Here is a 21,558-nt window from a genome sequence, read left to right on the forward strand (position 1 = left end):
GCTCAGGCGGGCCCGGTCCGCCGCGCGGTGCGCCCGGACACCTGCACCAGGTCGACCACCCCGGTGGCCGGGTCGCGGTGGAACCACCCGCCCGGCTCGGGCCGGCCGGTGTCGGGCGCGATCAGGTCGTAGCGCAGGTCGGCGTAGCAGCGCAGCGGGAGCGGCAGGTCGCCGTCCACGGAGAGGGTGAGCCCTCCGTCGTGCGCCGCCTCGACGCGGTACCGGATCCCGCCGTTGCGGTAGTCGCCCGCGCATTCCGCCGGCTCGGCCGGGACGCCCCGGGGTTCGCGCTCCCCCGCGGCCACCGGGGCGATCGCGGCGGGCACCGCGATTCCGGTCAACTCGGCCAGTTCTGCCGCGAGTTCCCGCCAGAGTGCGGTGGCGCTGCCCGCGTTGCCGGTGAAGGCGACCACCGTCCCGCCGTCCGGTTCGGCCCGCAGGTGGCAGGAGGTGCCCATGGCGTTGCCGTCGTGGCCGCACCAGAGCCGCCCGTCCTGCCGGTAGAGCGCCAGGCCCGCGCCCCAACTGTCTGCCAGCGCACCCGGGCGGGCCCCGGGCTGGGGGCGGCGCAGCTCGTCGGCGACGTCCGCGGGCAGTGCCTTGGCCCGGCCGATCGCGGCGGCGCCGAACGCGGCCAGGTCGGCGGCGCTCAGCAGCAGCGCCCCGGCGGGCGCCTCCACCGGGGCCAGGTTCTGCCGGACCGGCCGGACCCGACCGGTCGCGGCGTTGAAGGCGTGTCCGGCGGCAAGCGGGCGCCCCGCCGTGACCGGCCCGGCCGGCAGCGGACCGAGGAAGGCGGGCACGGTGTCCAGCGGTTCCAGCAGCAGGGTCGCGACGGCCTCCGGCCAGGGCATCCCGGTCACCGTCTCCACCAGGCGCCCGGCGGCGACGTAGCCGGCGTTGGAGTAGGAGAAGCCCGTCCCGGGCGGGAACAGCGCGTCCCGGGCGGTGCAGACCGCGGCCAGGTAGTGCGCCGCGGTGCTCCGGGCGGCCGTGTCGGAGTCCGGCCCGGTGGGCAGTCCGCCGGTGTGGCCAAGGAGTTGACGGATCGTCACATCATGGAGCGGGCGGAACTCGGGCAGGTGCGCGGCGACCCGGTCGTCGAGGTCGAGGTCCCCGTCGTCGGCGAGCAGCACCACCAGGGCCGCGGTGTACGGCTTGGTGAGCGACCCGACCGGCACGGCGGTGTCCCCGGTGAGGGGCGCGCCGGTGGCGGCGTCGGCCACGCCGGTGTGCAGGGCGACGACCTCCGCCCCGGTGTCCAGGACCAGTTGGGCCCCGGGTACCCGGTGGCGGCGCGCGAGTGTGTCGAGCCGGTGCTGCAACTCGCGCCGCAGCAGCTGCGGAACGCGCTCGCGGACCGGCGCGGAAACGGGGTACGGCATGGGCGGTGGCTCCCGTTGACTGGTTCTCGGGTGCGGACGCGACGGCGCGCCCGTGAAGGAATTCCGGATTGCCGAGGAACGCTCTGCCGGATTTACGGCCGGCGGCGCGGCGCAGCGCGAAGTACCGCGCGCACACCGCGATCGACCGAACGCCGTCCGGCAGCAACCGGCCCGACACGAACGGGAATGGGGGCGCCTCCCGGCGCGACACGGCGCGACGACGGCGCACGCGGGGGCGTTCCGGGCCACGACGGCGCGCGGCGGCCGGACGGCACGAATACGACCCGTTTTTCCCGCTACCCGGAAAGCCCCGCGCGGCCGAATACCCGGCCCGGGCCGACGGGACCGGACTGGCACCCCGGACACTCCGGCCTGCGGGCCCGTCGGCCCGCACCCCGCAGGGTCGCCCCACCCGGCATCGCAATCCCCCCTGCGCCCCTCCCCCGCGACCACCGTGCGGAACCCTCTCCGCAACGGCCCCGGGAGACAGCGCAATCCTTGACGGACCGAACGTTCGAAAGACGAACGCGGAACAGTCTTCACGGCGGATCACCCGCTCGCAACCCCTTCCGATTGAACGGAAAGCAATTCTCATGGGAAACGGACCGGCGAAATCCCTGATGTGGCTCCCGACCACGGGCGGAACCCCTGATGACGCCTGTGAATTGGTTGGCCGAAACCGTGGCCGTCGGATCCCGACGGGCCGGAACCAGATTTCCGCCGACATCGCAGAGTGGCCACAATGACGCTCGGGACGGCTGTGCGGAAATGCGACGGAGGATATCGGAGGTGAAAGGAAAGGGCCTGTGGTTCGGACGTGTCGCGCGGTGTTCCCGGAGCCGGCGGCGCATCGTGGTGCGCCGTACCGGGGGACTCGCGTTCCGCAACGGCGCACGGCGGCTCGGGACGGCTCACGGGGCTCGACGGCGCACCGGGGCCGGGCCGCGCGCCGCGCGGCGGCTCACGACCCCCGATGTCACGACCCCCCGATGTCACGTTCCGCCGCGCTGCCCGGTCCACCCGGTACCTGCACGACGAAGAACGAAGGGAGCGTCCTCACCATGAAGGCCGTCATCGTGTGTGTCTCGGTGTCCCACGGCAACACCCGGCGGATCGCCGAGGCGATCGCCCGGCCGCTGGCCGCGCCGGTGGTCGCACCGGAGGAGCTGGACCCGGCCGATCTCACCGGCTACGACCTGGTCGGGTTCGGCTCGGGCGTCTTCACCGGCCGCCTCCACCCGCGCCTGCGGCGCTTCGTGAGCACCGTTCCGTCCGTCCTCCCGTCCGCCGAACACCCCTGCCGGGCCTTCGTGTTCGCCACCAGCGGCCTGCCCGAACCCGGCTTCCGCCCCTTCACCCGGCCGACGGAGCGCGCCCTGGCGGCGAAGGGCTTCCGGGTCGTCGACGGCTTCACGGCTCGCGGCCACGACACCTGGCTCCCGTTCCGCCTGGTCGGCGGGATCAACAAGCACCGCCCCGACAGCCGCGACCTCGCGGCCGCCCACGCCTTCGCCGAGCGCCTGCGGACCGCGACCACCCCGACGTCCTGAGCCCGACGTCCTGAGCCCCGCACCCCGGGTCCGGTGGCCGGGCCCCCGCCCGACCACCGGACCGCCTACCTGCCCCGGAGGCCCGACACCCGCGCCCGGGCCCGCGCCACCCGCACCTCCCGGACTGCTCCCCTGCCCCGACGCCGGGTGAGCACCACCAACAGCACCAACTGCACCACCGCGCCCACCCCCTGGCCGGCCCACACCCCGTCCACCCCCCACCAGTGCGACAGCACCACCGCCGCCCCCAACTGCCCACCGAGCCCGAACACCGCCGACACCACCAACGCCCGCCCGGCCCCGGTCGCCTGGTGGTAGCCGCCGAGGGCGACCGCCGGGGCGTACGGCAGCAGGTAGAGGGCCGTCAGGTGGAGGAACCCCGTGGCCTGGGCGGTCACCGCCGGGTCGTCGGTGAACAGCGCGGTGAGCGGGCCGGCCGCGCCCGCCGCCAGCAGCGCCGCCGCGGCGCCCAGCCCGACGGCGAGCCGGACGGTGGCGCGCCGGAGGTCGCGCAGCGGCTCGGGCGCACCGGCCCCGGCGAGGTGGGCGGCCCGGAGGGCGGCGGCCTGGCGCAGCGCGTAGAAGGCCATGGTGAGCAGGAGCAGCAGCCGGTAGCCGATGCCGTACCCGGCCACCGCCGCCACCCCGAAGCCCGCGACCAGGGCGAGTTGGGCCGTGCCGACGGCCATCCGGGCGGTGAAGTCCAGCCCGAACGGCGCGCCGGCCCGCAGGATGCCGACGGCCGCCGGGCCGACGCCCCGGACCGGCCCGCCGACCCGGGGCCGCAGGCGCAGGGTGACGGCGAGGGCGATCGCCCGGGAGGCGGTCAGGGCGAGCGCCGCGCCGGGCACGCCGAGGGCGGGCAGCGGGCCGGCGCCGAGGATCAGCAGCGGGTCGAGGACCAGCAGCAGGGCGTTGGAGAGCAGCGCGATCCGCATCGGGGTGCGGGTGTCGCCGGTGCCCTTGAAGAGTTCGTCGGCGACCCGCTGGGCGAAGAAGAGCCCGAAGGCCGGGAAGGCGACGGTGAGGTATTCGGCGGCCCTGGCGGCGGCCTCGCCGTCGAGGAAGGCCTCCGCGATCCGGTCCCGCAGCAGGAAGCCGGGGGTGGCGAGGGCGAGGGTGCCGAGCGCGCAGAGCCGCCAGGCGGCGCGGGTGATCCGCCCGGCCTCGTCCCGGTCCCCGGCGCCGAGGGCCCGGGCGAGCCGGACGCTGACGCCGGAGGACACCACCAGGACGAGTCCGAGCAGCAGGTTCTCCAGGGTTCCGGCCAGGGTGACGGCGGCGACGGCGGCCCCGCCGAGGCCGGCCACCCAGAGCGTCCCGATCACCGTGGCGATCACTCCGGACAGCAGTTCCGCGTAGACCGGTCCGGCCAACAAGGCCAGCCGGACGGACTGTTCACGCACGGGTCCCCCCATCGTCGCGCCACCCGCACCGGAGCGAGTGACTGCCTCGAATGGATATACATCGATTCGAGGCACCTCGACAAGAGGTAGCATCATCCGCGGTACGGGGCGCATCATGGGGCGCACTCCGACGAAAGGGCTCCGACCGTGCTGACCCTCGCGATCCTCGGCTTCCTGTACGACCAGCCCCTGCACGGCTACGAACTCAAGTCCCGGATCACCGGGTTGGCCGGTCACGTCCGTCCGGTCAGCGACGGCGCGCTCTACCCCGCGATCACCCGGCTGGAGAAGGCCGCCCTGCTGCACCGCCGCACCGAACCCGGCAGCGGCGCCGCGCCGCGCCAGACCCTGGAGCTCTCCCCGGAGGGCCGGGCGGAGCTGCTGCGGCGACTGGCCGACCCCGAACAGGCCGAGATCACCGACCAGATCCGCTTCTTCACCCTCGCCGCGTTCCTCCACCACCTGGCCGACCCGGCCCGGCAGGCCGCCGTGCTCCGGCGCCGACTGGACTTCCTGGAGGCGCCGAGCAGCTTCTTCTACGACGGGGACGGCCGACCGGTCACCGCCGAGCGGGAGCCGAACCCGTTCCGGCGCGGCATGCTGCTGGTCGCCCGGGCCTCCGGCGCCGCCGAACGCGCCTGGCTGGCCGAGACCATCGCCGGGCTGGAGGGCGCCGCGGGCGGCACCGGTCCGCGGTGACCCCCTGACAGCGCCTCACCGCGGACCGGTGGCGCCCGAACCGCCCGGGCGCCCCAAGGGGCGCGGGCGACCGGCCCGAACGGCACGTCGAACGGCCCCGCCCCGGCGCGGAACCACGCCCTCCGAACCCGCCCCAGGGCGGCCCGGGCGTGGCTATGATGGCCTGCCTCACGACCACGGCGACCCTCCGCCGGCGTGATCCACCACCGCGCCCCGCCCGCCCCCTGGAGGCAGCCGTGCCCAGTGAAGAGACCGCAGCCACCGGCCCCGCCCCGCTCAGGCGGGACGACATCCCGGGCTGGTTCTTCGGCCTGGACCGGGCCGCGTTCTCCCATCTGCTGTCCGCCCAGACGGCCGCCGGGGTCAGCGGGGACATCCTGGAACTGGGCAGCTACCTCGGCCGCAGCGCCGTCCTGCTCGGGGACCACCTCCGGCCGGGCGAGCGGCTGACCGTCTGCGACCTCTTCGACTCCGAGGCCTCCGACGCGGAGAACGCCGCCGAGATGTCCATGTCCTACCGCAAGACCCTGACCCGCAGCGCCTTCGAGTCCAACTACCTCGCCTTCCACGCCGAGTTGCCCGAGATCGTCCAGGCCCCCACCTCGGTGCTGGCCGACGGCCGGATCCCGGCGGGCAGCTGCCGCTTCGTCCACGTCGACGCCTCGCACCTGTACGAGCACGTCAGCGGGGACATCCTGGTGGCCCGGGCCGCGCTCGCCGAGGACGGTCTGATCTCGCTGGACGACTACCGCTCGGAGCACACCCCGGGCGTCTCCGCCGCCGTCTGGGAGGCCGTCTTCACCGGCGGACTGCAGCCGGTGCTGCTCACCCCGATGAAGTTCTACGGCACCTGGGGCGACGCCGCGGCCGCCCGCCGGACCCTGCTGGCCCGCGACTGGCGGGCCGAGGACTACGCCGTCGACGAGGACACCATCGCCGGCCACCAGGTCCTCCGCCTCAACTACCAGGTCAAGACGCCCGCCCAGCTCCAGCGCTCGGCCTCCCGCCGGATCGCCCTGGACCTCCTCCCCCCGGTCGCCACCCGCGCCACCCGCCGGGTCCTGCGCACCCTGCGCGAACGCCGCGCCGTGCGCCCCACCCCGAGCGCCTGACCCCACCGGAGCAGCCCCGGCCCCGGCCCCGCTCCGGCGCGATCCCGACAGATCCGACGCGCCCCCGGACGCCCCCGGACACCGTCCCGGGGGCCCGCCGGAGCCCCACCACCACCTCCGCCACCACCGCCGTCGCAGCGCCCGCTGCGGCGGCGGTTCGCGTTGCGGCGCCGCCGCGCGCCGTTGAGCGGCCCGTGGCACCGCCGTCACCCGGCCGTCATCCGGACTCGGATCGAACTCAGATCGGACCCGGAATGTTTACTTCATATGACTGACGCATTGTCGAAAATTCGTTCACTCACATGGGTGAATCTCTATTAAAGGTTTGCCCATGGACCTTTAAAGACCGCATAGTGATGGCACCTCGATTTGGTCTTGAGAAAGCCAAGTTCAGGCAAAATCCTTGCGAGTCAGGAGAGACCCATGTTCCACGCTTCCACCTCCGCGGGCCCCGGGCAGCGGCTCCGCGCGGCGATCGCGGACCAGGGCACCACGCCCCTGATCGGCGTCCACGACATGTACTCGGCCTCCATCGCGGCCGAGCACTACGACGGCATGTTCGTCTCCGGCTTCGGCTTCGCCGCCTCGTACTACGGCCTGCCGGACATCGGCTTCATCGCCTGGCCCGACATGGTCGCCTTCGTCGAACGGCTGCGCGGCGCGTTCCCCTCGCACCACCTTCTGGTCGACATCGACGACGGCTACGTCGATCCCGAGGTCGCCTGCCACGTGGTGCGCCGGCTGGAGGCCATCGGCGCCTCCGGCGTGATCCTGGAGGACCAGAAGCGCCCGCGCCGCTGCGGGCACGCCGACGGCAAGCAGGTCCTCCCGCTGGAGGAGTACCTGGCGAAGCTCGAACTCGTCCTCGCCGACCGCACCGACCTCCTGGTGGTCGCCCGCACCGACGCCACCGAGGAGGCGGACATCCTGCGCCGCGCCCGCGCGCTCGCCGAGACGGACGCCGACGTGGTCCTGGTGGACGGCGTGCGCAGCGAGGAGTGGATCCGCCGGATCCGCAAGGAGGTCGGCGACAAGCCCCTGCTGTTCAACCAGATCGCGGGCGGCAAGTCCCCCCGGCTGTCCCTCACCGAGCTCACCGAGCTGGGGGTGGACGTCGCGATCTACAGCACGCCGTGCCTGTTCGCGGCCCACCGGGCGATCGACGAGGCGCTCACCGGCCTCAAGAGCGCCGACGGGCGCCTGCCCTCCCAGGCCGAGCTGGCCAAGCCGGTCGGCGTGCGGGAGTCCACCGAACTGCTGGAGCGCAACATCACGCGCTCCCGGCGGCTCGCGGACGTGACGGCTTGAGCCCCGGGCCGCGCCGGCCCGCCCCGTCCTCGGCGGCCGCCGCGCTGCGGGCCACCGTCCTGGGGCTGACCGGGGCGTGCGCCCTGCTCGCGGTCGGCGCGGCCCCGGCCGCCGCGGGCGGCAGCCTGATCACGGTCGTCGACAACTCGCACGCCGACTCCTGGCTGGAGGTCGACCGCACGGCCAACCTCCAGCAGGGCGGCGGCTCCGCGGGCAGCGACCACGACGGCGCCGGGTCCCTGGTCGGGGGCCTGGCCGGAAGCCTGACCGGGGGCCTTGCCGGGAGCCCGGTCGGCGGCGGAGGTGGGCCGTGACGGCCCGCGCCCGGCGCCCACCGTGGTGGCGCAGGTTCGACCCGTACCTGCTGGCGCTGGCGGGCACGGTCGGCCTGGCCGCGCTGTTCCCGGCCTCCGGCGCCGGGGCCCGGTTCGCCGCAACCGCCTGCGACCTCGCCGTGGCCCTGCTGTTCTTCCTGTACGGCGCCCGGCTGTCCACCCGGGAGACCTTGGCCGGGCTGCGCCACCTGAGACTGCACGGCCTGGTGCTCGCCGCCACCTTCGGTCTCTTCCCGCTGCTCGGCCTGGCCACCGCGCTGCTGACGCCGGTTCCGCTGACCGAACAGCTGCAGGCCGGGGTGCTGTTCCTCTGCCTGGTGCCGTCCACGGTGCAGTCCTCGGTGGCGCTGACCGGCGCCGCCGGGGGCGACGTCCCGGCGGCGATCTGCGCGGGGACGTACTCCAGCCTGGCCGGGCTGGTGCTCACCCCGCTGCTGGTCGCCGGACTGCTCGGCTCGCACGCCGGGCTGTCGGCGGACGGGCTGCTGCGGATCGGGCTCCAGCTGCTGGCGCCGTTCCTGCTGGGGCAGGTGCTGCGGCCGTGGATCGGCGGCCTGGTGGCCCGTCACAAACGGCTGCTGACCCCGGTGGACCGCGGCTCGATCCTGCTGGTCGTCTACACGGCGTTCAGCGCGGCGGTGGCCCAGGGCATCTGGCACCAGGCGACGCCGTTCGCCCTGCTCGGCATGGTCGTGGTGCTGCTGGCCCTGCTCGCCGCGACCCTGGCGGCCACCGGGCTCGGGGCGCGCGGGCTGGGGCTGGACCGCCCGGCCGCGATCGCGGCGATGCTGTGCGGTTCGCAGAAGAGCCTGGCCAACGGGCTGCCGATGGCCACCGTGCTGTTCGGGTCGGAGGCGGGGGTGATGGTGCTGCCGCTGATGGCCTACCACCAGCTCCAACTGGTGGTCGGCACCGTCCTGGCCGGGCGCTGGGCCGCCCGGGCACCCGAGCCGGCCGCGGCCGGCGGGCAGCCCACGGCCGAACTCAGCCCGGCGGGCGGGCCGCCAGCGCACGGCTGATCCCCCGGCGGAGCCGGCTGGAGGCACCGGGCAGGTGCCCCAGCCGGCTCAGCCGTTCCTCCGTCAGCTCCGGCCGCCGGGCCAGCAGCAGCACCGCGGCGTACGGCCGCTCGCCGTCCCGCAGCCGCTCGGCCACCAGCTCGACCACCCCGTCCAGGGCCTCGCCGGTGAGCTCTGGGCGGGCGGCTAACAACCGCAGCAGGCAGTTGTCGTCCCAACTGTCGTGCCGCCGGGGTGCGAGGGCGACCAGCACATCGACGGGCGCAGCGGAGTTACGGGCGATCTCGTGCCAGACGAAGGAGTACTCGCACCGGGCCAGCACGCGCAGCACCCCGGGCTGGGCGGTCCGTCGGGCCAGCCGCAGGTAGGCCCCGGGCTCGTGCAGGTGGTCGAGCGCCTCGAAGTCGCCCAGCCCGTCGATCTCGTGGGTGTCGTCCATGTCGGACGCGAGACTAGCGGGGCCCGTCCTGACCCGCGACGCGATTTCACTCCCGGCGGGCGGGCGCCGTGCTGAGCACCGTGTACGGCATGGCCGTCCAGATCCGTCCGTCCACGACGTCCCGGCGCACGGCGGTGCTGCCGACCGGAAAGGGGCGTGCCGTCACCGGACGTAGTAGGCGCGGTGGTGCGCGGCCACCGGCGCGGACTGGTAGGTCCAGACGCCGGCCGCCGGGGCCTCGCCGATCAGCTGGGCGAGGTCGCGGGCGGCCTCCTCGGCCGGGTTGCCGAGGTCGAGCCGGACCCGGTCGGCGGTGCGGTCGTCCAGGGCGTAGTAGCGGTACGGCTGGTGGACGTTGAGCGGTCCGGCGAGCAGCCGGCCCTCGTCGTCGGTGCCGTAGCCGGTGATCGGGGTGTTGTTCACCGGCTCGGGGGTGAGGCCGACCAGGTCGACGTCCAGGGCGAGGATCTCCTCCTGGTGGCGGCGCAGCCCCTCCGCCCCGAGTTCGCCCCGGCGGCAGGAGATGCTCCACCGTTCGCGCACGGCGGCCGCGTTGAGGGAGGGCAGGGTGGTCTCGAACCAGCCGGGGTGCTTGGGTTCGGCGTACAGTCGGCGCCCGGCGTCGATGGCGAGCGGGTTGTCGCACAGCACGTGCAGCCGGGCGATGCCGAGCAGCTTGGTCTGGTCGTAACCCCGGGCGTACTGGCCGTAGTTGACCACCGGGATGCGCTCCTCGGCGAACACCGGGTGGGCGATCAGGTTGATCTCCAGCTCCTCGGTGATGCCGCCGCCGTTCGGGTACTGGGCGAAGTACAGCTGGTAGTTGAGCGAGACGCAGGCCCCGCCGTCGAAGGTCGCGACGCTCAGCCCGGGGTGGCGCTTGTCGAGCAGCCGGCGGGCCCGTTCCGGGTCCACCAGGTAGTCGACGCCGATGTTGTGCAAGGCGCCGTAGTGGAAGGGCAGGTGGTACGGCTCCGGGACGGGCGGCAGCGGCAGGCCGGTCATGAGGGCTCCGAGAACGAGGGGGGTACGGGCGTGCGGGGCGGGGAGAGGGCGGCCGGCCGCCGCAGCTCCAGCAGGTCCTGGTGCATCCGCTCGGCGCTGCGCAGCGCGAGGGCGGCCATGGTGAGCGAGGGGTTGGAGGTGCCGAGCGAGGGCATCGAGCCGCAGCCGACCGCGTACAGGTTGGGGTGGTCCCAGCAGCGCTGCCACTGGTCGACCACGGAGTTGCCGGGGGAATCGCCCATCAGGTGGGTGCCGCCGGCGTGGCCGGCTCCCCGGTAGCCGTGGACGGCGCCGCGGTGCTCCAGCCGTCCGGGCCAGCCCGCGCCCGGGTAGGCGGTGTGGTCCTCGGCGCCCAGCAGGGCGAAGAGCTGGTCGGAGACGGCCCGGGCGGAGGCCATGCCCTCGCGGACGTAGCCGTCCAGGTCGTAGTGGATCGCGGGGGCGGGCAGGCCGAGCGGGTCGCGCCGCTGCGGGTCGAGGGTGACCCGGTTGGCCGGGTCGGCGGGCTGCTCCAGTTCGAACTGGAGCGAGAACTGCCGCCCGAGCCGGTCGCCGAGGCGTTCGCGCAGCTCCTTGCCGCGCAGCCCGGCGGCGAGCAGCGCGACGGCCTCGGTCGCCGGGTCGCCGCCGGCCCAGGACCAGCCCCAGTTGCCGATCTCGATCCGGAACGGCGCCCGGTACCGGCGGGCCCCGCCGAAGCGGAAGGCCTCCAGTCCGCTGGTGGAGCCGGGCCCCCGGTAGGGGCCGACCTGGCGGGGCATCAGCCCCCAGGTGAGCAGCGCGGGGTGGTCCATCAGGTTCCGGCCGACCTGGTCGCTGCGGTTGGCCAGGCCGGACAGCAGCAGCAGTCGGGCGTTCTCGATCGCGTGCGCGGCGATCACCACCAGGTCGGCGGTCACCCGGTGCGCCGTGCCGCCGGCCAGGTACTCGACCCCGGTGGCCCGTCCGGTCCCCGGGTCGGCGAGCACCCGGCTGACCACGGCCTCGGTGCGCAGTTCGACGGCGGGCGCCCAGCGGGCCTGGGTACGCAGCGGGGTGTACTTGGCGCCGCCCGGGCAGGCGGGGACGCAGCTCGCGCTCCCGGCGCAGGGCGCGCCGTGGCCGGTGCCGGGCCGGGTGGGCAGGCCGTTGCGGGCGTGCGGGGTGCGGGTGACGGCGAGCCGGGCCGGGTCGGTCATGGCGGGGTCGCGCACCGTCCGGCCGTCGAGGGCGCGGGCCAGCTGCCGGTCGAGGTGGCTGGCCGGGATCGCCCGCATCGGGTAGGCGTAGCCGGCGGGGAGGGGCAGGCCGACGGCGCGGCGCTGTTCCTCGGCGTCGGCGGCGACGCCGAGTTCCTGTTCGGCGTCGCGGTAGTGGGGTTCCAGGTCGTGGTAGCCGATCGGCCAGCTGCGGCCGCGGCCGAGGTCGCCGGTGCGGAAGTCCTCGGGGTGCATGCGCGGGGTGAGGCCGGTCCAGAGCAGTCCGGTGCCGCCGTTGGCACGCAGGTAGCCGCTGGCGTAGGGCAGCGGGCCGTACTGGCGCAGGTGCCCGTCGGCGGTGTAGCCGCCGTCCGGGTGGCCGGTGAGGTCGGTGACGTCGGGTGAGGGGGCGTCGGGGTTGTGCGGGTAGGGCGAGGTGGGCGGGCCGCCGCCGGCCGCGCGGTGGGCGGCGGAGGTGTCGGCGCTGCCCGGTGCGGTCCGGCCGGCTTCCAGGACGAGGACCCGCCATCCCCGGGCGCCGAGGCGCTGGGCGACCAGGCTGCCGGCGAAGCCGGCCCCGACCACGACGGCGTCCCAGTGGGCGCTCACCGCTGCTCACCTCCGGACGACGCGCCGCCGAACGGGGCACTGCCGGACGGGGCGCCTCCGGACGCGGCACTGCCGGACGGGGCCTCGGCCCAGCTGCCGTACCCGGGGGCGGCGGCGCCGGGCGGGCTGCCCCGGAAGGTCCGCCAGACCAGTCCGTGGTCGTGGGCGCGGGTGGAGCTCGGGGCCTCGCCGGGCCAGGCGCCGACGTACCAGAGGTGGACCAGGGCGTGCTCGTCGCGGACCCGGTGGGCCAGGGTGGTGCGGTGGTGTTCGTCGGCCATGCCGGTGGCGCGGAGTTCGGGGACGTCGAAGCCGGTGAGTTCGGCGCTGACGCGCAGGAACTCGTCGAGGTCGGCGAGTTCGTCCTCCTCGGCGGGCCCCCAGGGCCCGTACGGGTCGTCGGCTGCGGTGCGATCGTCGGACACGGACACGCGGGCACCCCCGGGATCGTCGGCGGACGGCCAGGAGCGGATGGCCAAGACATGACAGACCGCTGCCCATCGGACACGGTCCGCCTGCTCAGCGTGATCCTCCCTCCCGGGCGGAGCACCGAGGGCGGCTTGCCCGAATGTGACGCATCTTGATCAGTTCACGACCGAGTGCCGCCCCTCCACGGCTGTTCCTGGACCGATTCCGCTCAGCCCAGCGCGCGCACCGCCGCCAGCACGTCCAGGCCGAGCGCCGGATCCGCGTCCTCGGGCAGGTTGACGGACAGCCGGGTGACCAGGCCCGCGTACCGCCGGTGGATCTCCCGGGCGGCCTCCTCGACCGTGCCGGAGACCGCGAAGGCGTCGAACACCTCGTCCGAGATCAGCGCCGTCATCTCGGCCCAGCGCCCGCGCACCGAGTGGGTGTGCAGCTCCTCCTGCAACCCCTCCCAGCCGTGCTGCGCCAGCACCGGGCGGTAGGCCGGGGTGGAGGCGTAGAAGGCCAGCCGCTCGCGCACCCCCGCCCGGTTGGCCGCCAGCTCCTCCTCGGTCCGGCCGGTGGCGGTGAGCACGTTGCCGACGGTCTCGAACGGCCGCCCGGTCCACTCCGCCCCCTCGGCCTCCGCCCGCGCCCGCGCCTCGACCAGCCCGGGCAGCACCTGCTCGGTCAGGTAGGCGGTGGAGGAGAACGGGTGCGCGAGGAAGCCGTCCGCCACCGCCCCGGCGGTGCGGGTCATCAGCGGCCCGACGCCCGCGAGCAGGATCCGGGGCACCCCGGAGGGGACCGGGTCGGGCGAGAACACCGGCGTCATCACCGTGTGGGTGTAGAACTCGCCCCGGAACCGCAGCCGTTCACCGGTCTGCCAGCTGTGCCAGATCGCCCGCACCGCGTGCACGTACTCCCGCATCCGGGCGGCCGGCCGGTCCCAGGGCATCCCGAAGCGCTTCTCGATGTGCGGCTTGACCTGCGAGCCCAGCCCGATGACGGCCCGTCCGCCGGAGGCCGCGTGCAGCCCCCAGGCCTGGTAGGCCAGCGTCATCGGGGTGCGGGCGAAGGCCACCGCGATGCCGGTGGCCAGCTCGATCGACGCTGTGCGGTCGGCCGCGCGGGCGAGCTGGAGGAACGGGTCGTACGCGGTCTCGGCGACCACCAGCCGGTCCATGCCCCGGCGTTCGGCCTGTTCGGCGGCGTCGAGGATGCCGGCCGGGTGCCCGGAGGCGGTGGCGTCGAGGCGGAGGGCGGCGGATCGGTCCATGCGGGTGCTCCTGGTCGCGGGGCTGGGGCCTGGCTCGCGCCGTGCGGTGCCGGGCTGGTGCGGTGCCGTGCGGCGGCAGTACCCGCCCAGCCTGCCACGCCGCCACGGGCCGGCCGGACCTCCTCGTCGTACAGCGCCTCCAGGACGTACGCAGCGCCCATCCGGCTGATGTACAACTGACCGACAACGCCGGAGGCATTCCGAGGGAGGAGCGTCCCGTGCTCGTGCAGCCCGTCGCCCGCACCACCGCAGGAACCGTCCGCGGCTTCGTGGACCGCGGCCTCGCCGCCTTCCGCGGCATCCCCTACGGCCGGCCCCCGGTCGGCCCGCTCCGCTTCGCCGCCCCCGTACCGCCCGAGCCCTGGGACGGCGTCCGCGAGGCCGTCGCGTACGGCCCCGTCGTCCCCCAGTCCGGCCCCCTCCAGGCCGAACCGACCACCGGCACCGACTGGTTGACGCTCAACGTCTGCACCCCGCACCCGGACTCGGCCGGGTTGCCGGTGCTGGTCTGGCTGCACGGCGGCGGCTTCATCTCCGGCACCGCGGGCGACCCGCTGTACGACCCGACCGAGCCGGCCCGGGCCGGCCTGGTCGTGGTGACCGTCAACTACCGGGTGGGCGCCGAGGGTTTCGCCCTCCTCGACGGCGCCCCGGCCAACCGCGCCTTCCTCGACCAGATCGCGGCCCTGGAGTGGGTGCGGGACAACATCGCCGCGTTCGGCGGCGATCCCGCCCGGGTCACCGTCGCCGGCCAGTCGGCCGGGGCCTCCTCGGTGGCCGCGCTGCTGGCCGTGCCGCGGGCCCGCGGCCTGTTCCACCGGGCGATCGCCCACTCCGTCGGCGGCAACCTCGCCACCCCCGCGCTGGCCGCCGAGATCACCGCCGCCCTGGCGGAACGGCTCGGCACCGCCCCCACCGCGGCCGGCCTCGCCGCCACCGACCCCTGGCAGCTGGCCGAGGCCGTCACCGGGCTCGGCGCGGCCCTCCCCGGGCACCTCGCGCGCTGGGGCCGGCTCGCCCACACCGGCGTCCCCACCGTGCCGGTGGTCGACGGCGAGCTCCTCACCGAGGAGCCCTGGACGGCACTGGCCGCCGGACGGGCCGAGGGCATCGAGCTGCTGGTCGGTCACGCCCGGGAGGAGTTCCGGCTGTTCGCCGTCCTGGCCGGCCGGCACGGCGCCTTCACCGAGGAGGACGCCCGCACCGCGCTGGCGCTGCTCGCCCCGCACCCGGGCGGCCCGGACGCCTACCGCGCCGCCTTCCCCGGCGCCACGCCCGACACCCTGGTCGAGGCCGTCTTCTCCGACGCGCTGTTCCGGATCCCCTCGCTCCACCTCGCCGAGGGCAACACGGCGGCCGGCGGCACCTCCCACCTCTTCCGACTCGCCTACCCGGCCCCCGCCCTGGGCGGGGTGTTCGGCGCCTGCCACGGCCTGGACGTCCCGCTGGCCTTCGGCTCCCTGGACAGCCCGATGGGCCGGCACTTCCTCGGCGACCCGCCCGCCCCGGAGGCCGTCGCGGTCTCCCGGGAGCTCCAGCAGGCCTGGGTCCGCTTCGTCGGCACCGGCGACCCGGGCTGGGCCGCCCACGAGCCGGAGCAGCAGCTCACCCGGGTCCTGGGCGCCCGTTCGGAGACCGTCCGCTACCCGGACCAGGCCTCCCGCGGCATCTGGGCGCAGGGCGGCCCGACCCGCTTCGACCTGGTCTGACGCTCCCCCGGCCCGGGCGGGGTCCTCCCCCCGCCCGTATGGACGCTCAGCGCCCGACCGAGGCCAGGTACCCGGCGGTCAGCTCGGGCGTGGCCAGCCAGGCGGCGTGGTCGCTCGGCTCGGCGTAGGTGTTGGCCAGCCGACAGGCGACCTCCGGGTGTTCCGCCGCGGCCGCGAAGACGCCCTGGAGGTGGTCCGGCATGGTCAGCAGGGCGGTGGTGAAGTCGACGGCGTGGCGGGCGTGCCGCTGCCAGAACCCTTCGGCGGTGCGGCACATCCAGTCCGCGGTGAACGGGGCGTCGCCGTGCTCGCGGATCGCCCGCCGGTACGCCTGCGCCGCGCGGGCGGCGCCGTTGGCGCCCTGGCCGGTGATCGGGTCGTTGACCACCACCGCGTCGCCCACGCCCAGCACGTGCACGGCGTCGACGCCCGAGCCCAGTTCGGCCACCGGCCGGCGGACGGTCGGGGTGACAGCGCCGCACAGCCCGGCCCCGGCGTCGGTCGGCTCGGCCTCCCGCCACAGCTCCGCCTCCCAGGGCAGGTGCTCGGCCAGCAGGGCGCGGATCCGGTCGAGGTGGACGTCGGGCGCGGGCCCGTCGCCGAACACGTCCAGCGGGCCGCCGGGCAGCGCCTCCCAGAGCAGGATGTCGCACGGGCCGGTGCGGGTCAGGGCCGGCTGGAGGTAGAGCTCGCCCAGGCCGGGCAGGGCGTGCATCCGGGCCCTGGGCCCGGCGGCCGGGTCGGGCGCCCCGACGCCGTGCGCGTAGAGGCAGGACAGGGCGCGCTGCGGCCGGTCGAACGGCGAGCGACGGGGGTCGCGCTCGAAGATCCCGGCGAGCTCGCCGCGGCCGGTCGCGACCACGGTCAGCTGGTGCCGGCGGGCCAGTTCGTGCAGTCCGGCGCGGTCCAGGGAGCGGTACTCGACCAGGCCTCCGCGCTCGGCGAACAGCTCCAGCCAGCGGGACAGTTTGATCCGCTGGTCGACGGACCGGGCCGGCTCGTCGAGGGTCATGGTGAACTCCAGCGCGCGGACGCCCGGCGGCACCACCAGCGCCGCGTCCACCGAGTGCACCGCCGGGGCCTCGGCCGCCCACAGGTCGAGCCCGGCCGCCGCCTCGATCCGCAGCGCCGGGCCGAACATCGCCTGGGTGGACAGCACCCGCCCGTCCCGCAGCTGGTCCGGGGTGCGCTCGGCGACCAGTGTCACCTCGCAGCCGTCGGCCAGCAGCCCGAGCGCGAGCTGGAGGCCGGCCTGGCCCGCTCCGACGACGGCGATCCGGCGCATGCGGCGGCCTCCCTGGCTCTGTCGACGATCCGCTGACGATCCGTTGACGGTCCATCAACCAGGCACAGTAGTCGAGCCGCCGGGCCACCGGCAGGGGCCGGACGCGACGGAACGCGGGGCCCTCGTGCGGGCCGCTCCGACCATCGAACCCGTTCGCATAGTCATGCACCGAGATAACTCATTGACCATGCCGAGATGTTTGATGTATTCAGTTCTCCGCAAATCTATTCACCGACTCCCGGCTCGAGGTCGCCCACCGCGCGCCGCACCGGGACCACTCGGAGAGGGATCGATCCACCATGCAGCCCGTCGCACCCCGCGGCTTCCGCGCCGTCACGACCAACATGGGCCTCAAGGACGTCGAGGACGACTTCGCGGCCGTCGTCTCCGAAGTCCCCTGCCGGTCGGCCGCGGTGTTCACCCGCTCCCGCTTCGCCGGCCCGAGCGTCCTGCTCAGCCGCGGGGCGGCCGCCCTGGGGGCCTGTCGCGGGATGGTCGTGCTGTCCCGCAACGCCAACGTCGCCACCGGGCGCACCGGGGCGGACAACGCCGCCGAGGTGCGCGACCGGGTCGCCGGGATCGTCGGGATCCCCCCGAAGGAGCTCGTCATCGCCTCCACCGGCGTGATCGGCCGCCCGTACCCCATGGACGGCATCCGCGCCGGGCTCTCCGCCCTGAACTGGCCCTTCCCGGAGGCCGATTACACCGCCGCGGCCAAGGCCATCATGACCACGGACACCCACCACAAGGAGGTCCGGGTCCGCTGCGGCGACGCCGTACTGGTCGGCATCGCCAAGGGCGTCGGCATGATCGAACCCGACATGGCGACCCTGCTGACCTTCTTCTTCACCGACGCCGACCTCCCCGCCGACCGGCTCGACGCCCTGTTCCGCCGCGTCATGGACCGGACCTTCAACGCGCTCAGCATCGACACCGACACCTCCACCAGCGACACCGCCGCGCTCTTCGCCAACGGACTGGCCGGCCCGGTCGACCCGGCCGCCTTCGAACAGGCGCTGGACGAGTGCGCGTTGCACCTCGTACGGGCGATCGCCTCGGACGGCGAGGGCGCGTCCAAGCTGATCGAGGTCCGGGTGACCGGCGCCCGCGACGCCGCCCAGGCCAAGCGCGTCGGCAAGAGCGTGGTCAACTCCCCGCTGGTCAAGGCCGCCGTGCACGGGGCCGACCCGAACTGGGGCCGCATCACCATGGCCGTCGGCAAGCTCAGGGACGAGACCGACATCGACCCGGCCGCCGTCCGGATCGGCTTCGACGAGCTCCCGATGTACCCGGAGGAGCCGGGCGAGGCCCTGCTCGAAGCGGCCCGCCGCTACCTCGGTGGCGACGAGGTGGTGATCCGGATCGACCTGGGTGTCGCCGACGGCGCCTTCACCGTCTACGGCTGCGACCTCACCGAGGAGTACGTCCGGCTCAACTCCGCCTACACCACCTGACGGCCCGGTACGTCCCGGCCCGGCCCCGCTCCCCCTCGGGACGGGGCCGGAACCAGGGCCGGGACAGGAACGCGACGTACCGTCAGCCCCGCAGGTGCGCGGTGAGCAGCCGCACCACGGCGTCGATCTGCTCCGCCAGGTAGAAGTGCCCGCCCGGGAAGACCCGCAGGCTGAACCCCCCGGTGGTGTGCCGCTCCCACTGGGCGACCTGCTCCACCGTTGCGTTGGCGTCGGTCTCCCCCACCAGGGCGGTGATCGGCTGCGGGACGACGGCGTCCGGCGCGGCCAGGTAGGTCTCGATGGCGGTGTAGTCGGCCCGCAGCGCCGGGATGATCAGCTCGCGCAGGGCCGGCACGTCGAGGATCCGCTCGTCCGTACCGCCGAGCCGGACGATCTCCTCCAGCATGCCGTCGTCCGACCTCAGGTGCACCGCGCTGTCCCGGGGCAGCGACGGCGCGCGGCCGGCCGAGACGAACAGCCGCTCCGGCCCGGCCAGGCCGTCCCGGGCGAAGCGGCGGGTGACCTCGAAGGCGACCGCCGCGCCCATGCTGTGCCCGAAGAACACGACCGGGCGGTCCATCCAGCCGCGCAGCTCCTGGTAGACCTGCTCGGCGAGTTCCGGCACCGAGTCGATCGTCGGCTCCGCGTAGCGGTTCTGCCGACCCGGGTACTGGACGGCCAGCACGTCGGCGTACGGCGCCAGCGCGTTGGTGTAGTCCATGTAGTAGCTGGCCGATCCGCCGGCGTGCGGGAAGATCACGATCCGGGCGGGAGCGAAGTCGGACGGGTTGAACCGGCGGAACCACGGGTTGTCGACGGCTGCGCTGCTGGGCATGCGGGGTGTGACCTCTCTCCGTGACGGACTCTGCTCACCCCAGTCTCGCAGTGCACCCGCACCACCGGGGGCGGTTACGGCGGGCGACCCGGATTCCGCCACTCCGGACACCGCACCGACACCCGCCCGTCCTCACCAGTCCTCGTCCTCCTCCGACCGGTCCGCCCAGGGGTCGACCGCCGCGTCCGGCTCGGTCACCCAGCCCGCCGCCAGCACCAGCCGGGAGAGCCGGTGGACGGCGAGGAAGCCGAACGGGCCGCCGAACTCCACGCTGACGTGGCGCTGCAGGAACGGCGGCCGCGACACGGCCGCGCCGCCCGCCGCGATCCCGATCGCCGTCACCGCGGAAGCCCGGAACCCGCGGGCGCCGAAGGTCGCGGTGGCCTTCTGGCGCGCGCTGTCGGCGAACAGCGGCAGCCCGCCGACCTGGAGGCCGGGCAGCCGGTCCTCCGTCGCGGACGGGGTGCTGAGCGTCGTCAGCCCGAAGAGTTCCTTGCGGGCCAGCAGATCGTGCTCGGCCGCCACGGTGAACTGCGGGACGCCCACGGTCAGCAGGTCCTCCGGCTCGTACCGCGCCAGCGCCCCGACCGAGAGCCCGGGGCCGGTGCAGGACTCCCGGTCAGGACTCCCGGTCAGACTCCCGGGCCAGGTACCGCGCGCGGGTCAGTTCGTGGACCCGGACGGCGTTGCCGTTGCCGGGGACGGTGGTCTCCCGCTCGACCCGCAGACCGAGCTTGGCCATCACCCGCTCGGAGGCGGTGTTGCCGATCTGGGCGATGCTGACGACCCGCTCCAACCCGCAGTCCTCGAAGCCGAACCGCAGCGCCGCCGTCGCCGCCTCGGTGGCGATGCCCCGGCCCCAGAACGACCGGCCGAGCCGCCAGCCGATCTCGACGGCGGGCAGCACCTCGGGCAGGAACAGCGGCACCGCCAGGCCCGCGAACCCGGCGAGTTCACCGGTCTCGCGCAGCTCCACCGCGAACAGGCCGAAACCCTCGTCCTCCCAGGCCCGTTCCCACCGCTCGATCGCCGCCCGGCTCAGCTCCGGGCTGAGGACCCGCCGGTCGCCGATCCACCGCATCACCTCGGGGTCCGCGTGCACCTCGCCCATCACCGGCACGTCGCTCTCGCGCCAGCGCCGCAGGATCAGCCGGGAGGTCTCGATCGTCACCATCCGCCCATCATCCCCCCGTTCATCCCCGCCACCGAGCCGGGGTCAGGCCCGTCGCACCGCCAGCACGGCCGAACTGCCGGGCGTGGTCAGCACTTCGCTCGCCGCCAGCGCCGGATGCGTCAGGTAGTGCAAGCGCAGCCGGTCGACCTCGCCGCCGTAGCGGGGCGGCCAGTGCGGCGAGGGCGTGAAGTCGTCCAGGAGCAACAGGCCGCCGGGGGCGAGCAGGTCGACCACGCGGTCGGGGTCGTCGCGCTTGCCGCCGCCGTCGCAGAAGAACACGTCGAACGGCGCGTGTTCCTCCAGCAGCCGCCAGTCCCCGTGCAGCACCCGCACCCGGTCGTCCCCCTCGAACAAGGCCGCGGCCTCCCGGGCCAGTTGCCCGTCCCGCTCGACGGTGACCAGCCGGGCCCCGAGGCCGAGCCCGCTGCGCAGCCAGGCCGTACCGACGCCCGCACCCGTGCCGCTCTCGGCGACCGTCCCGCCCGGCTTGGCCGCCGCGGCGAACGCCAGCAGCCGGCCGACCTCCCGGGTGCAGCTCTTCCCGAACCCCAGCCGGGCGGCGCCCCGCTCGGCCGCTGACACCCACTCGGGAACGCCCCGTTCCCCGTCCTCCACCATCCGCCACCCCTTCACCGGTTCCGGGCCATCATGCCGCCCGCCCCGAAGGCGACCGTCTCCGCCCTCGACCGGGAGACGGCGTCCAGCAGCAGGACGGAGGCCGCCTCCGGGGTCGGCGGCGGTCCGCCGGACCGGGTGTGCCGGGTGAACGCCGCCGACAGCCGTGCCAGGCCCTGGTGGTGCCGGGCGAACACCCGGGCGGAGGCGTGCCGTCCGCGGGCCCGCTGGCCGTCGAGGGCGGTGGCGGCGCCGACGTCGAGCAGCACCAGGTGCAGTTCGCGGCCCTGCCGGCCGGCCTCCCGGGCGAGCCAGCGACGCATCCAGGCGCGGCTGCCGCAGTCGTGCACCAGCAGCGGTCCACCGCGCCGCACCGAGCTCCGCAGCAGCCGGAAGTGCTCGAGTCGCGCCCACGGCCGGTAGACGGCATACGGCAGGCGCGCGGGCATCACCGCCTCGCAGGCCTCGTGCACCGTCCGCGGGTCCACCGTCGCGGCCCCACCACCGGCCGACCAGCGGCGCAGCAGCGTGCTCTTGCCGGCCCCGGGCAGGCCCGACACCACCACCACGGCCCCGGCCGGGTACTCCACGACGAACCGCTCCCCGGCCGCACCCCGCAGGTCCAGCACCCCACGCGGCGCCAGCACCGCCGCACCCGCCACCCCTGCCGTCCCCGTCGCCCCCGCCGTCCCCGACTCGCCGCTGTCCACCGCTCCCCTGTTCCCTGTCCGATCGACCGCCGACCCTAACAAGCCGG

The 21,558-nt window shown here is 75.0% G+C and carries 21 protein-coding genes; 8 read left to right on the forward strand and 13 right to left on the reverse strand.

Features of this window, described 5'->3' with window-relative positions:
- Positions 1-2: 2 nt before the first annotated feature.
- Entirely contained in the window at positions 3-1,385 is a 1,383-nt protein-coding gene (locus ACFV8H_RS13895; RefSeq protein WP_380399398.1) for a serine hydrolase domain-containing protein, read from the reverse strand.
- Between the two features lie 1,061 nt (positions 1,386-2,446).
- On the opposite strand from ACFV8H_RS13895, the gene ACFV8H_RS13900 reads away from it, so the two are divergent.
- Positions 2,447-2,935, forward strand: a complete 489-nt coding sequence (locus tag ACFV8H_RS13900) for a flavodoxin family protein (RefSeq protein ID WP_380399400.1) — start codon at positions 2,447-2,449, stop codon at positions 2,933-2,935.
- A gap of 65 nt (positions 2,936-3,000) precedes the next feature.
- Here the strand turns inward: ACFV8H_RS13900 and ACFV8H_RS13905 are convergent, their stop codons facing one another.
- Positions 3,001-4,341 carry an MATE family efflux transporter gene (locus ACFV8H_RS13905; RefSeq protein ID WP_380399402.1) on the reverse strand — a complete coding sequence of 447 codons (1,341 nt, stop codon included), beginning with the start codon at positions 4,339-4,341 and terminating at the stop codon, positions 3,001-3,003.
- A gap of 147 nt (positions 4,342-4,488) precedes the next feature.
- Here ACFV8H_RS13905 and ACFV8H_RS13910 point away from each other — a divergent pair, with 147 nt between their 5' ends.
- The 5 genes from ACFV8H_RS13910 to ACFV8H_RS13930 all read left to right on the forward strand — a co-directional run bounded on the left by ACFV8H_RS13910 (position 4,489) and on the right by ACFV8H_RS13930 (position 8,814).
- Positions 4,489-5,040: a PadR family transcriptional regulator gene (locus ACFV8H_RS13910; protein ID WP_380399404.1), complete on the forward strand. Its 552-nt coding sequence runs from the start codon at positions 4,489-4,491 to the stop codon at positions 5,038-5,040.
- A 236-nt stretch (positions 5,041-5,276) separates the two neighbouring features.
- Positions 5,277-6,152 (forward strand): class I SAM-dependent methyltransferase, encoded by an 876-nt coding sequence (locus tag ACFV8H_RS13915; protein ID WP_380399406.1) that lies wholly within the window; start codon positions 5,277-5,279, stop codon positions 6,150-6,152.
- A gap of 423 nt (positions 6,153-6,575) precedes the next feature.
- The gene (locus ACFV8H_RS13920) at positions 6,576-7,460 is read left to right on the forward strand and encodes an oxaloacetate decarboxylase (protein ID WP_380399408.1); all 885 of its coding nucleotides are present in this window, start codon (positions 6,576-6,578) and stop codon (positions 7,458-7,460) included.
- Positions 7,457-7,774, forward strand: a complete 318-nt coding sequence (locus ACFV8H_RS13925; RefSeq protein WP_380399410.1) for a hypothetical protein — start codon at positions 7,457-7,459, stop codon at positions 7,772-7,774. Before ACFV8H_RS13920 ends, ACFV8H_RS13925 begins: the two co-directional genes overlap by 4 nt.
- Complete coding sequence (locus ACFV8H_RS13930; protein WP_380399412.1) at positions 7,771-8,814, forward strand: bile acid:sodium symporter family protein; 1,044 nt, start codon at positions 7,771-7,773, stop codon at positions 8,812-8,814. Before ACFV8H_RS13925 ends, ACFV8H_RS13930 begins: the two co-directional genes overlap by 4 nt.
- On the opposite strand, the gene ACFV8H_RS13935 is transcribed toward ACFV8H_RS13930, so the two are convergent.
- The 5 genes from ACFV8H_RS13935 to ACFV8H_RS13955 all read right to left on the reverse strand — a co-directional run bounded on the left by ACFV8H_RS13935 (position 8,780) and on the right by ACFV8H_RS13955 (position 13,729).
- A complete protein-coding gene (locus tag ACFV8H_RS13935) occupies positions 8,780-9,253 on the reverse strand; it encodes a hypothetical protein (RefSeq protein WP_380399413.1) in 474 nt (157 codons plus the stop codon). The two genes, ACFV8H_RS13930 and ACFV8H_RS13935, sit on opposite strands and share 35 nt — an antisense overlap.
- 162 nt (positions 9,254-9,415) lie before the next feature.
- Positions 9,416-10,258, reverse strand: coding sequence for a hypothetical protein (locus ACFV8H_RS13940; protein ID WP_380399415.1), 843 nt, complete (start codon positions 10,256-10,258; stop codon positions 9,416-9,418).
- On the reverse strand, positions 10,255-12,045 hold the full coding sequence (locus tag ACFV8H_RS13945; RefSeq protein ID WP_380399417.1) for a GMC family oxidoreductase: 1,791 nt from the start codon (positions 12,043-12,045) through the stop codon (positions 10,255-10,257). Before ACFV8H_RS13945 ends, ACFV8H_RS13940 begins: the two co-directional genes overlap by 4 nt.
- The gene (locus ACFV8H_RS13950; RefSeq protein ID WP_380399418.1) at positions 12,042-12,470 is read right to left on the reverse strand and encodes a hypothetical protein; all 429 of its coding nucleotides are present in this window, start codon (positions 12,468-12,470) and stop codon (positions 12,042-12,044) included. The genes ACFV8H_RS13945 and ACFV8H_RS13950 overlap by 4 nt, the downstream gene beginning before the upstream one ends.
- 212 nt (positions 12,471-12,682) lie before the next feature.
- The gene (locus tag ACFV8H_RS13955) at positions 12,683-13,729 is read right to left on the reverse strand and encodes a TIGR03617 family F420-dependent LLM class oxidoreductase (RefSeq protein WP_380399420.1); all 1,047 of its coding nucleotides are present in this window, start codon (positions 13,727-13,729) and stop codon (positions 12,683-12,685) included.
- Between the two features lie 218 nt (positions 13,730-13,947).
- Here ACFV8H_RS13955 and ACFV8H_RS13960 point away from each other — a divergent pair, with 218 nt between their 5' ends.
- Positions 13,948-15,438 carry a carboxylesterase/lipase family protein gene (locus tag ACFV8H_RS13960; protein WP_380399422.1) on the forward strand — a complete coding sequence of 497 codons (1,491 nt, stop codon included), beginning with the start codon at positions 13,948-13,950 and terminating at the stop codon, positions 15,436-15,438.
- 46 nt (positions 15,439-15,484) lie between these two features.
- Here the strand turns inward: ACFV8H_RS13960 and ACFV8H_RS13965 are convergent, their stop codons facing one another.
- Positions 15,485-16,723, reverse strand: coding sequence for a styrene monooxygenase/indole monooxygenase family protein (locus ACFV8H_RS13965; RefSeq protein WP_380399424.1), 1,239 nt, complete (start codon positions 16,721-16,723; stop codon positions 15,485-15,487).
- 299 nt (positions 16,724-17,022) lie between these two features.
- Here ACFV8H_RS13965 and argJ point away from each other — a divergent pair, with 299 nt between their 5' ends.
- A complete protein-coding gene (argJ, locus tag ACFV8H_RS13970) occupies positions 17,023-18,177 on the forward strand; it encodes a bifunctional glutamate N-acetyltransferase/amino-acid acetyltransferase ArgJ (protein ID WP_380399426.1) in 1,155 nt (384 codons plus the stop codon).
- An 82-nt stretch (positions 18,178-18,259) separates the two neighbouring features.
- On the opposite strand, the gene ACFV8H_RS13975 is transcribed toward argJ, so the two are convergent.
- The 5 genes from ACFV8H_RS13975 to ACFV8H_RS13995 all read right to left on the reverse strand — a co-directional run bounded on the left by ACFV8H_RS13975 (position 18,260) and on the right by ACFV8H_RS13995 (position 21,511).
- A complete protein-coding gene (locus ACFV8H_RS13975; RefSeq protein ID WP_380399428.1) occupies positions 18,260-19,012 on the reverse strand; it encodes a thioesterase II family protein in 753 nt (250 codons plus the stop codon).
- A gap of 132 nt (positions 19,013-19,144) precedes the next feature.
- The gene (locus ACFV8H_RS13980) at positions 19,145-19,558 is read right to left on the reverse strand and encodes a hypothetical protein (RefSeq protein WP_380399430.1); all 414 of its coding nucleotides are present in this window, start codon (positions 19,556-19,558) and stop codon (positions 19,145-19,147) included.
- Between the two features lie 73 nt (positions 19,559-19,631).
- Positions 19,632-20,186: a GNAT family N-acetyltransferase gene (locus ACFV8H_RS13985; protein ID WP_380399432.1), complete on the reverse strand. Its 555-nt coding sequence runs from the start codon at positions 20,184-20,186 to the stop codon at positions 19,632-19,634.
- Between the two features lie 42 nt (positions 20,187-20,228).
- Complete coding sequence (locus ACFV8H_RS13990; RefSeq protein ID WP_380399434.1) at positions 20,229-20,804, reverse strand: O-methyltransferase; 576 nt, start codon at positions 20,802-20,804, stop codon at positions 20,229-20,231.
- 11 nt (positions 20,805-20,815) lie between these two features.
- Complete coding sequence (locus ACFV8H_RS13995; RefSeq protein ID WP_380399436.1) at positions 20,816-21,511, reverse strand: AAA family ATPase; 696 nt, start codon at positions 21,509-21,511, stop codon at positions 20,816-20,818.
- Positions 21,512-21,558 lie beyond the last annotated feature (47 nt).

It is taken from the genome of Kitasatospora sp. NPDC059827, assembly GCF_042731675.1.
Taxonomy (GTDB): domain Bacteria; phylum Actinomycetota; class Actinomycetes; order Streptomycetales; family Streptomycetaceae; genus Kitasatospora.

Coding starts and splice junctions, on each gene's coding strand:
- ACFV8H_RS13895 (WP_380399398.1), bottom strand. CDS start 1,385: ATGCCGTACCCCGTTTCCGCGCCGGTCCGCGAGCGCGTTCCGCAGCTG.
- ACFV8H_RS13900 (WP_380399400.1), top strand. CDS start 2,447: ATGAAGGCCGTCATCGTGTGTGTCTCGGTGTCCCACGGCAACACCCGG.
- ACFV8H_RS13920 (WP_380399408.1), top strand. CDS start 6,576: ATGTTCCACGCTTCCACCTCCGCGGGCCCCGGGCAGCGGCTCCGCGCG.
- ACFV8H_RS13935 (WP_380399413.1), bottom strand. CDS start 9,253: ATGGACGACACCCACGAGATCGACGGGCTGGGCGACTTCGAGGCGCTC.
- ACFV8H_RS13940 (WP_380399415.1), bottom strand. CDS start 10,258: ATGACCGGCCTGCCGCTGCCGCCCGTCCCGGAGCCGTACCACCTGCCC.
- ACFV8H_RS13955 (WP_380399420.1), bottom strand. CDS start 13,729: ATGGACCGATCCGCCGCCCTCCGCCTCGACGCCACCGCCTCCGGGCAC.
- ACFV8H_RS13965 (WP_380399424.1), bottom strand. CDS start 16,723: ATGCGCCGGATCGCCGTCGTCGGAGCGGGCCAGGCCGGCCTCCAGCTC.
- argJ (WP_380399426.1), top strand. CDS start 17,023: ATGCAGCCCGTCGCACCCCGCGGCTTCCGCGCCGTCACGACCAACATG.
- ACFV8H_RS13975 (WP_380399428.1), bottom strand. CDS start 19,012: ATGCCCAGCAGCGCAGCCGTCGACAACCCGTGGTTCCGCCGGTTCAAC.
- ACFV8H_RS13985 (WP_380399432.1), bottom strand. CDS start 20,186: ATGGTGACGATCGAGACCTCCCGGCTGATCCTGCGGCGCTGGCGCGAG.
- ACFV8H_RS13990 (WP_380399434.1), bottom strand. CDS start 20,804: ATGGTGGAGGACGGGGAACGGGGCGTTCCCGAGTGGGTGTCAGCGGCC.